This is a genomic window from Flavonifractor sp. An4, from assembly GCF_002161755.1.
Classification (GTDB): Bacteria; Bacillota; Clostridia; order Oscillospirales; family Oscillospiraceae; genus Flavonifractor; species Flavonifractor avicola.
In genome coordinates, this window is the sequence record NZ_NFIL01000067.1 from 1 (window position 1) to 7,217 (window position 7,217).

A 7,217-nucleotide genomic window follows, 5' to 3' on the forward strand; every position below is an offset into this window, starting at 1 on the left:
GGGTAGCCCGAGAAAGAAATGCAGTCGGCAAACCTTTCGGGGCCCCTTAAGGGGCTTCGTCCGTATCAGGCCCTTATAGGGCCTACTCAAGCCTCCGGCTTAGCCGGAGGTTTTGACTCTTACTTGAAGTATTCCGCGCCGCTCTCCAGCAGAGGCTGGTGCTTGTCGCCGGGGATATTCTTGCCCACGAAAGTACCGTACCGCTCGGAGTGGCCCATCTTGCCGAACACCCGGCCGTCGGGGGAGAAGATGCCCTCGATGGCGCACAGGGAGCCGTTGGGGTTCACGTCAATGTCCATGGAGGGCACGCCGTTTGCGTCCACATACTGGGTGGCCACCTGGCCGTTGGCGATGAGCTGGTCCAGCACATTCTGGGGGGCCACAAAGCGGCCCTCGCCGTGGGAGATGGGGATGGCGTGGAGGTCGCCCACGTTGGATTTCAGCATCCAGGGGGAGTTGACGCTGGCCACCCGGGTGGTGACGTACCGGCTCTGGTGGCGGCCGATCAGGTTGTAGGTCAGGGTGGGGCAGTTCTCGTCCATGTCCCGGATCTCGCCGTAGGGCACCAGGCCCAGCTTGACCAGGGCCTGGAAGCCGTTGCAGATGCCCAGCATCAGGCCGTCCCGGTTCTTCAACAGGTCGTGGACCGCGTCAGTGATGGCTCTATTGCGGAAGAAGGAGCAGATGAACTTGGCGGAGCCGTCGGGCTCGTCGCCGCCGGAGAAGCCGCCGGGGATAAAGACGATCTGGGCCTTGCGGATGGCGCTCTCCAGAGCCACGGTGGACTGGAGCAGGTCGTCGGCGGTCAGATTGCGGATGTTCACGGTCTCGGCGTCCATCCCCGCCCGCAGGCAGGCCCGGACGGAGTCATACTCGCAGTTGGTGCCGGGGAACACGGGAATGACCACCCGGGGCCGGGCGATCTTGGACTTGCACACGGCGGGGGAGCGCTTATCCCAGGAGATAGCCTCCACCGGAGCGGCCTTGCCCGCCCGGGTGGGGTACACGTCCTCCAGCACGCTCTCGTTGAGGGAGAGCAGCTCGTCAATGGGGGCGGAATCGCCGTTGACGGTGATGACGGCCTCAGCGGTGGTGTGGCCGATGAGCAGGCCGCCGTCGCACGCCTCAGTGAGCTGGGCCACGATGGCGCCGGGCATCGGGGCGTCCCAGTCCAGATCGGTGTCCACGGAGGTGAAGCCGATGGAATTGCCGAAGGCCATGTTCATGACGGCTTCGCCCAGACCGTTCTCCACCGCCCAGGCCGCCTCCACCTTGCCCGCCTGATGGAGGGCGTGGAAGGCGCTCCAGGCGGACTTGCTGTCCTCAGAGGCAAAGAGGTACACCGGCTTGCCTGCCGTCTTGAACTCGGGGGAGAGGACCTCCCCGGCCTTCACCGGGGCGATGGCGAAGGAGATGAGGGTGGGGGGCACGTCCAGGTCCAGGAAGGAGCCGGACATGGAGTCCTTGCCGCCGATGGCGGCGGCCCCCAGCTCCAGCTGGGCGTCCAGCGCGCCCAGCAGAGCGGCAAAGGGCTTGCCCCACCGCTGAGGCTCGGTGCGCAGCTTCTCAAAGAACTCCTGAAGGGTCAGGTAGGCCTTCTCATAGTCCGCGCCCGCCGCCACCAGCTTGGCCACGGAGGTGTACACCGCGCTGTGAGCGCCGGCGTAGGGGTTGGCGGACAGCTGGTCGGGGTCGCAGCCCCAGGCCATGACGCTGGCCTGATCGGTCTCCTGGTTGGGCTCCACGGGGAAGAGGGCGGCCATGGCCTGGGCGGGGGTGCGCTGGCTCTTGCCGCCGAAGGGCATGAGCACGCTGCCCGCGCCGATGGAGCCGTCGAACCGCTCGGTGAGGCCCCGGCGGGAGGCGGATTTCAGGCTGGCGGCCATCTCCCGCAGGGTGCGGAACTTCTTCTCACTCTGGGAGGCGGCGGCCTTTTCATCCACCTGAACGGAGGCGTGCTTCACCGCGCCGTTGGTGTTGAGGAAGGCACGGGACAGGTTGGCCACTCTCTGGCCCCGCCAGGTCATGACCATGCGGGGGGACTCAGTGACGGTGGCCACCTGATAGGCTTCCAGGTTTTCGGAGGCGGCAAAGTTCATCAGGGTCTGGGCGTCCTCGGCGGCCACCACCACAGCCATACGCTCCTGGGATTCGGAGATGGCAAGCTCAGTGCCATCCAGACCGTCATACTTCTTGCGGACGGCGTCCAGGTCGATGGACAGGCCGTCGGCCAGCTCGCCGATGGCCACGGAGACGCCGCCGGCGCCGAAGTCGTTGCACCGCTTGATGAGGCGGGTGACATTGGGGTTGCGGAAGAGGCGCTGGAGCTTGCGCTCCTCGGGGGCGTTGCCCTTCTGGACCTCGGAGGCCATGGTGTCCAGGGAGGACAGGTTGTGGCTCTTGGAGGAGCCGGTGGCGCCGCCGATGCCGTCACGGCCGGTGCGGCCGCCCAGCAGGATGACCACGTCGCCGGGGGCGGGGGTCTCACGGCGGACATGGCCGGCGGGAGCCGCGCCCACCACCGCGCCGCACTCCAGATGCTTGGCGATGTAGCCCTCGTGGTACAGCTCGGCCACATGGCCGGTGGCCAGGCCGATCTGGTTGCCGTAGGAGGAGTAGCCGGCGGCGGCGGTTTGGGCAATCTTGCGCTGGGGCAGCTTGCCCTCCAGGGTCTCGCTCACCGGCACAGTAGGATCGCCGCAGCCGGTGAGGCGCATGGCCTGGTGGACATACACACGGCCGGACAGGGGGTCCCGGATGCAGCCGCCGATACAGGTGGCGGCGCCGCCGAAGGGCTCGATCTCGGTGGGGTGGTTGTGGGTCTCGTTCTTGAACATCAGCAGCCAGTCCTGCTCCTTGCCGTCCACCTGAGCGGGGACGTGGATGGAGCAGGCGTTGATCTCCTCGCTCTGGTCCAGTTCGGGCAGCAGGCCCCGCTTCTTCAGGGTCTTGGCGCCGATGGTGGCAATGTCCATCAGGGTCTGGGGGCGCTTGGCCGCCTTCTCCTGGCCGTACACCTCCACACGGGCGGCCAGGTAGCGGTCATAGGCCGCCTTGACGGCGGGATCGGTGATGTCCACGCGGTCCAGATGGGTAGAGAAGGTGGTGTGGCGGCAGTGATCGGACCAGTAGGTGTCCACCACCCGCACCTCGGTGAGGGTGGGGTCCCGCTTCTCCTCGTCCTTAAAATAGGCCTGGAGGAAGGTCAGGTCCGCCAGGTCCATGGCCAGGCCGTACTGGTTGAGCAGGGCCTCCAGGCCCGCCTGATCCAGGGCGGTGAAGCCCTCCAGCACCGGCACATCAGCGGGTTCGGGGTACTGCTGGATCAAAGTCTCAGGCTTGTCCAGGGCAGCCTCCCGGCTCTCCACCGGGTTGATGAGATAACCCTTGGCGCGGGCCAGGTCGTCCTGGGACAGATCACCGGCCAGTACATAGACGGTGGCAGCCCGGACGGTGGGCCGTTCGCCGCCGGTGAGCATCTGGATGCACTGGGCGCAGGAGTCGGCCCGCTGGTCGTACTGGCCCGGCAGGGCCTCCACCGCCAGCAGAGCGCCCTGGGTCTCCGGCATGGTTTCGTCCCACAGCTGGTCCACCTGCGGCTCGGACAGGATGGTGGTGCGGGCGGCCTCATAGGCACCCTGCTCCACGCCCTCCACGTCGTAGCGGCGGATGACCCGCACGCCGGTGAGGCCGCTGAGCCCCAGGGTGCCCTTCAGCTCTCCCAGCAGATGGCCGGCCTCCACGTCAAAGCCCGGCTTTTTTTCCACATAACAGCGAAATACCTTCCCCATATGTACCTCCCTTAAAACTTCCCGCGGATGGAGAGACTCCATCCTGCCCCGCGGGTGCCGCCTGTGCAACGGACGGCGCGCAAATGGCCCGGTCAGCGCCTTTTTCTGGTCTGCCGGGAATGTCTCTGACATAACTATAGCACGGGGGACCGGCCTGCGGCAATAGGCAAACCGACAGAGAAAACCGGGGGGAAGTCAACAATTTCTTTTCCATCGATTTACTTTTTTCTTCAGCTGTGTTATAATCTCGACAATCCGGTTCCATGTTCAAGAGAACCGGTATGCTCCGTCCTGGGGAGACGGAGCGACAGATTGTGCGGCAGAACCCGTTTTGCCGCCACTGAGAAGGAGTGTTGTGTAATGTTCTGTCCCAAGTGCGGGAAGGAGATCCCTGACGGTTCCGCATTTTGTTCTTCCTGCGGCACCAATGTGAACACCATGGGCGGCCCCAGCGGCGCTGCCAAGCCCTCTGCGGCGGGCGCAGCCTTCAGCGGCCTGGGCGGCTTCCTGAAGGGCTATTTTGCTTCCCCTGTTCAGGCCACCCGGGATACCCTGGCCAAGGGTGACCTGGCTACCCCCCTGATCCTGATGGGCGCGCAGCTCATCGCCTGCATCCTGATGCTCCTGGGCTTCTGCCTGAAGCTGCAGATGATGTCCTACGGCTACCTGGAAGTGCCCTTCCAGTTCTGGTTCTTCGGCGGCCTGCTGGGCGATGCCATTGGCGTCATCATCTTTGTGGCTCTGCTCTTTGGCGGCGCCAAGATCCTCAAGTCCGGCTGCACCTTCCAGGATGCGCTGATGGCCTGCGGCTGTCACTCTATTTTCATCACCATCCTGATGGTCATCACTTTCCTGTGCTTCCTGATCTCCCTGGAGCTGGGCGCCTGGCTGTTCATCATCACCATGATCCTGTGGGTGGCCCTGGGCGTGTCCTCCTTCCAGATGATCGCTCCTGAGATGGAGTCCGGCAAGTCCTGGCTGATCTATCTGGCTGTGGTGGCGATCACCATCATCCTGACTCTGCTCATCGTGGGCAACGGCCTGCTCCCCGCTCTGGCCGGTTCCAGCTCCGGTCTGACCAGCAGCCTCTTCGGCTCCATGTTCTGATCCGTCCATACAGACAAAACACCGGGCGCGCTGCCATGCAGCGTGCCCGGTGTTTCTTTGCCCAACAAAGGGCCTGTTGCAAAATAGCTGTTTTGCACAAACCTGTCATTGCGAGCCAGTGCGCACACTGGCGTGGCAATCCGTTTCCCCGGCAAAAGGGGCGGATTCCCACGAAAAACGGCCGCCCGGTGGGCGGCCGTTTTTCTCGGAATGACGGGTCTTTGTACGAGCTGCACATTTTGCAGCAGGCCCTTTGTTCTTCACTTGGTTTCAGGCAGAGGGATGCGGAACTCCTGGGCGCCCATATAGCCGGGGGCAATCTCATATTTCTCGAAGAATACCACCGGGGTGCCGTCGGCGTCCAGATAGAAGGACTGATCGTCGGCGATGGATTCAAAGCCCCCCTCCCCCTGGAGGAAGTAGAGGTTATCCGGGTCCTGACTGCGGCGGTCGATCTCGGCGGAAATCACGGAATTGGCAATCTCCTTGTAGTCGGGGCCCAGCAGATCCCGGAGGGTGATCTCCCGCCCGGCCTGGAGGTCGATGTTGTAGGTGTAATACTCGGTGTAGGCGCTGGCCAGAGTTTCGGTTTTGGTGATGACAAAGGAGAGATAGCGGTCGTTCTGGCACTTGATCTCGTAGTCCACGCTGATGACGATGGGCATAAAGTCGTCGGGGTTGCCGCCGGTGGCCACATAGGCCTCCCTGGTGTCCCGGGCACGGTCCTCTGCCTCCTGGAGGACCTGATCGATGCGGGTGGAGATCTCGGTATTGACCCGCTGCTCCAGATCGGTGTCCCCGGCCAGGTCCAGGGCGGGCAGGCGCACATCAATGAGATGGTCCCGGTCCTCCACAGTGTACTGGGTGACGGTGAATACCCGGGCCAGATCGCCCAGTACCGGCACGTCGGCCACGGCCTGGGCAAAGGTAGGGTTGACGTTGACCAGCAGCACAAAGCAGGCGCAGGCGGCCAGTCCGGCGGACAGGCTCCGCCGCAGGCCACGGTGCTGCCGCCGCTTTTTCTCCCCCGCCCGCAGGGCTGAGGCAACGGCGAATTCCAGTTCCGGGGGTGTATCGGTGTTCCGGTACTGCTGCCTGGCCTCTTCCCACAGATCCTTCATGTGGTTACCTCCTCTCCGGTGAGATCCCGCAGCTTGCGCAGGCTTTTGTACAGGCGGGATTTGACGGTGTTCAGGTTGGTGCCGGTGATGCGTGCGATCTCCTCCAGCTTCATGTCCTCAAAAAAGCGCAGTTTGATGATGGCCTGCTCCTTGGGGTCCAGCCGGTCGATGGCGGCGTACAGGTCCAGCCGCTCCGCCGGATCGCTGGCGGGGGCGGGCCCGTCGGCCACCGACTCCTCCAGGGGGACCAGCCGCTTGCTGCGGCGGTAGTGGTTCATGCTCTCGTTGAGCAGAATGCGGTAAAACCAGGTTTTCAGGTACTCCGGCTGCCGGAGGGAATCCGACTTGGACAGGGCCCGGACGATGCTCTCCTGGACCACATCCAGGGCAGCGTCCCGATTTTTGACATAGCTGAACGCCAGGCGGTAGAAATCCTCCTGGTGGGCGATGATATACTCGTTCAGCTGCTGCCGGATGTTGTTGTCCAATGCCGGGGTACGCTCCTTTTATTGGGCCGCTGTCTGACCCGCCTGATAGGCTTCGGGGGTGACGGTGTGGCACATGAGATATTCCAGCCACTTCTGATACCAGGCCTTGGTAAAGTGGACCCCGTCCACGGTGGCCTCGGCGGGCAGAATGCCGTTTTCATCACTGAGGGCGGTCTTGACATCCACCAGGGCTACCTGACACTCCTCCGCCAGCTTGGGGAACACGCTGTTAAAGTCGGCCACCCGGTCGTTGTTCACATAGGAGGGCTGGTTCTTCTGGGCGCAGATCTCCGGGTTGACGGGCACCAGATTCTGCAGGTAGATGATGGCGTCGGGCTGGGCGGACTTGACCTCCTCCAGGAAGGACTTAAAGGCCTTATAGAAGCTGTCGGTGCCGGGATATCCCAGCTCGTTGACACCCAGGGAGATGTAGATCTTCTTGTACTGGGGGCCCTTCTCCAGAGCCTCCACCACGGTGTACTTGCCGCCGTTCATCTCCACCACCTGGCGCTTGCTCATGTCGAAGATGTTCAGACCCTTGTAGCAGTAGAAGGTGGCGCCTTTGATGCCGCTGTAGATCTGCAGGCCGTCGGTGCGGGAGTCGCCGATGAACAAGGCGTCGGAGAAGTAGTCCATCTCCACCGGCTCGGACTGGGGCACCGGCTGGGTGAAGTCAAAGACGGCCGCGGGAGAGGGCACGGGGGTGGCGG

5 protein-coding genes are annotated in these 7,217 nt (G+C 63.7%); 1 reads left to right on the top strand and 4 read right to left on the bottom strand.

Annotated elements, in window-relative coordinates; genetic code table 11:
* Positions 1–119 precede the first annotated feature (119 nt).
* A complete protein-coding gene (locus B5F94_RS15225; RefSeq protein WP_087331359.1) occupies positions 120–3,791 on the bottom strand; it encodes a phosphoribosylformylglycinamidine synthase in 3,672 nt (1,223 codons plus the stop codon).
* Positions 3,792–4,151: 360 nt separating this feature from the next.
* Here B5F94_RS15225 and B5F94_RS15230 point away from each other — a divergent pair, with 360 nt between their 5' ends.
* Positions 4,152–4,898 (top strand): zinc ribbon domain-containing protein, encoded by a 747-nt coding sequence (locus B5F94_RS15230; protein ID WP_087331361.1) that lies wholly within the window; start codon positions 4,152–4,154, stop codon positions 4,896–4,898.
* Between the two features lie 260 nt (positions 4,899–5,158).
* Here the strand turns inward: B5F94_RS15230 and B5F94_RS15235 are convergent, their stop codons facing one another.
* From B5F94_RS15235 to B5F94_RS15245, 3 genes are all read right to left on the bottom strand, one after another.
* Positions 5,159–6,019 carry a DUF3298 and DUF4163 domain-containing protein gene (locus tag B5F94_RS15235; protein ID WP_087331363.1) on the bottom strand — a complete coding sequence of 287 codons (861 nt, stop codon included), beginning with the start codon at positions 6,017–6,019 and terminating at the stop codon, positions 5,159–5,161.
* Complete coding sequence (locus tag B5F94_RS15240; RefSeq protein WP_087331365.1) at positions 6,016–6,507, bottom strand: RNA polymerase sigma factor; 492 nt, start codon at positions 6,505–6,507, stop codon at positions 6,016–6,018. Before B5F94_RS15240 ends, B5F94_RS15235 begins: the two co-directional genes overlap by 4 nt.
* Positions 6,508–6,525: 18 nt before the next feature.
* Positions 6,526–7,217, bottom strand: a 692-nt coding sequence (locus tag B5F94_RS15245) for a GDSL-type esterase/lipase family protein (protein ID WP_242965698.1), incomplete at its 5' end; no start/stop codon positions are given.

What these genes read in the sequence shown, in the direction of transcription:
- B5F94_RS15235 (WP_087331363.1), bottom strand. Translation starts at nt 6,019, where the DNA reads ATGAAGGATCTGTGGGAAGAGGCCAGGCAGCAGTACCGGAACACCGAT.
- B5F94_RS15225 (WP_087331359.1), bottom strand. Translation starts at nt 3,791, where the DNA reads ATGGGGAAGGTATTTCGCTGTTATGTGGAAAAAAAGCCGGGCTTTGAC.
- B5F94_RS15230 (WP_087331361.1), top strand. Translation starts at nt 4,152, where the DNA reads ATGTTCTGTCCCAAGTGCGGGAAGGAGATCCCTGACGGTTCCGCATTT.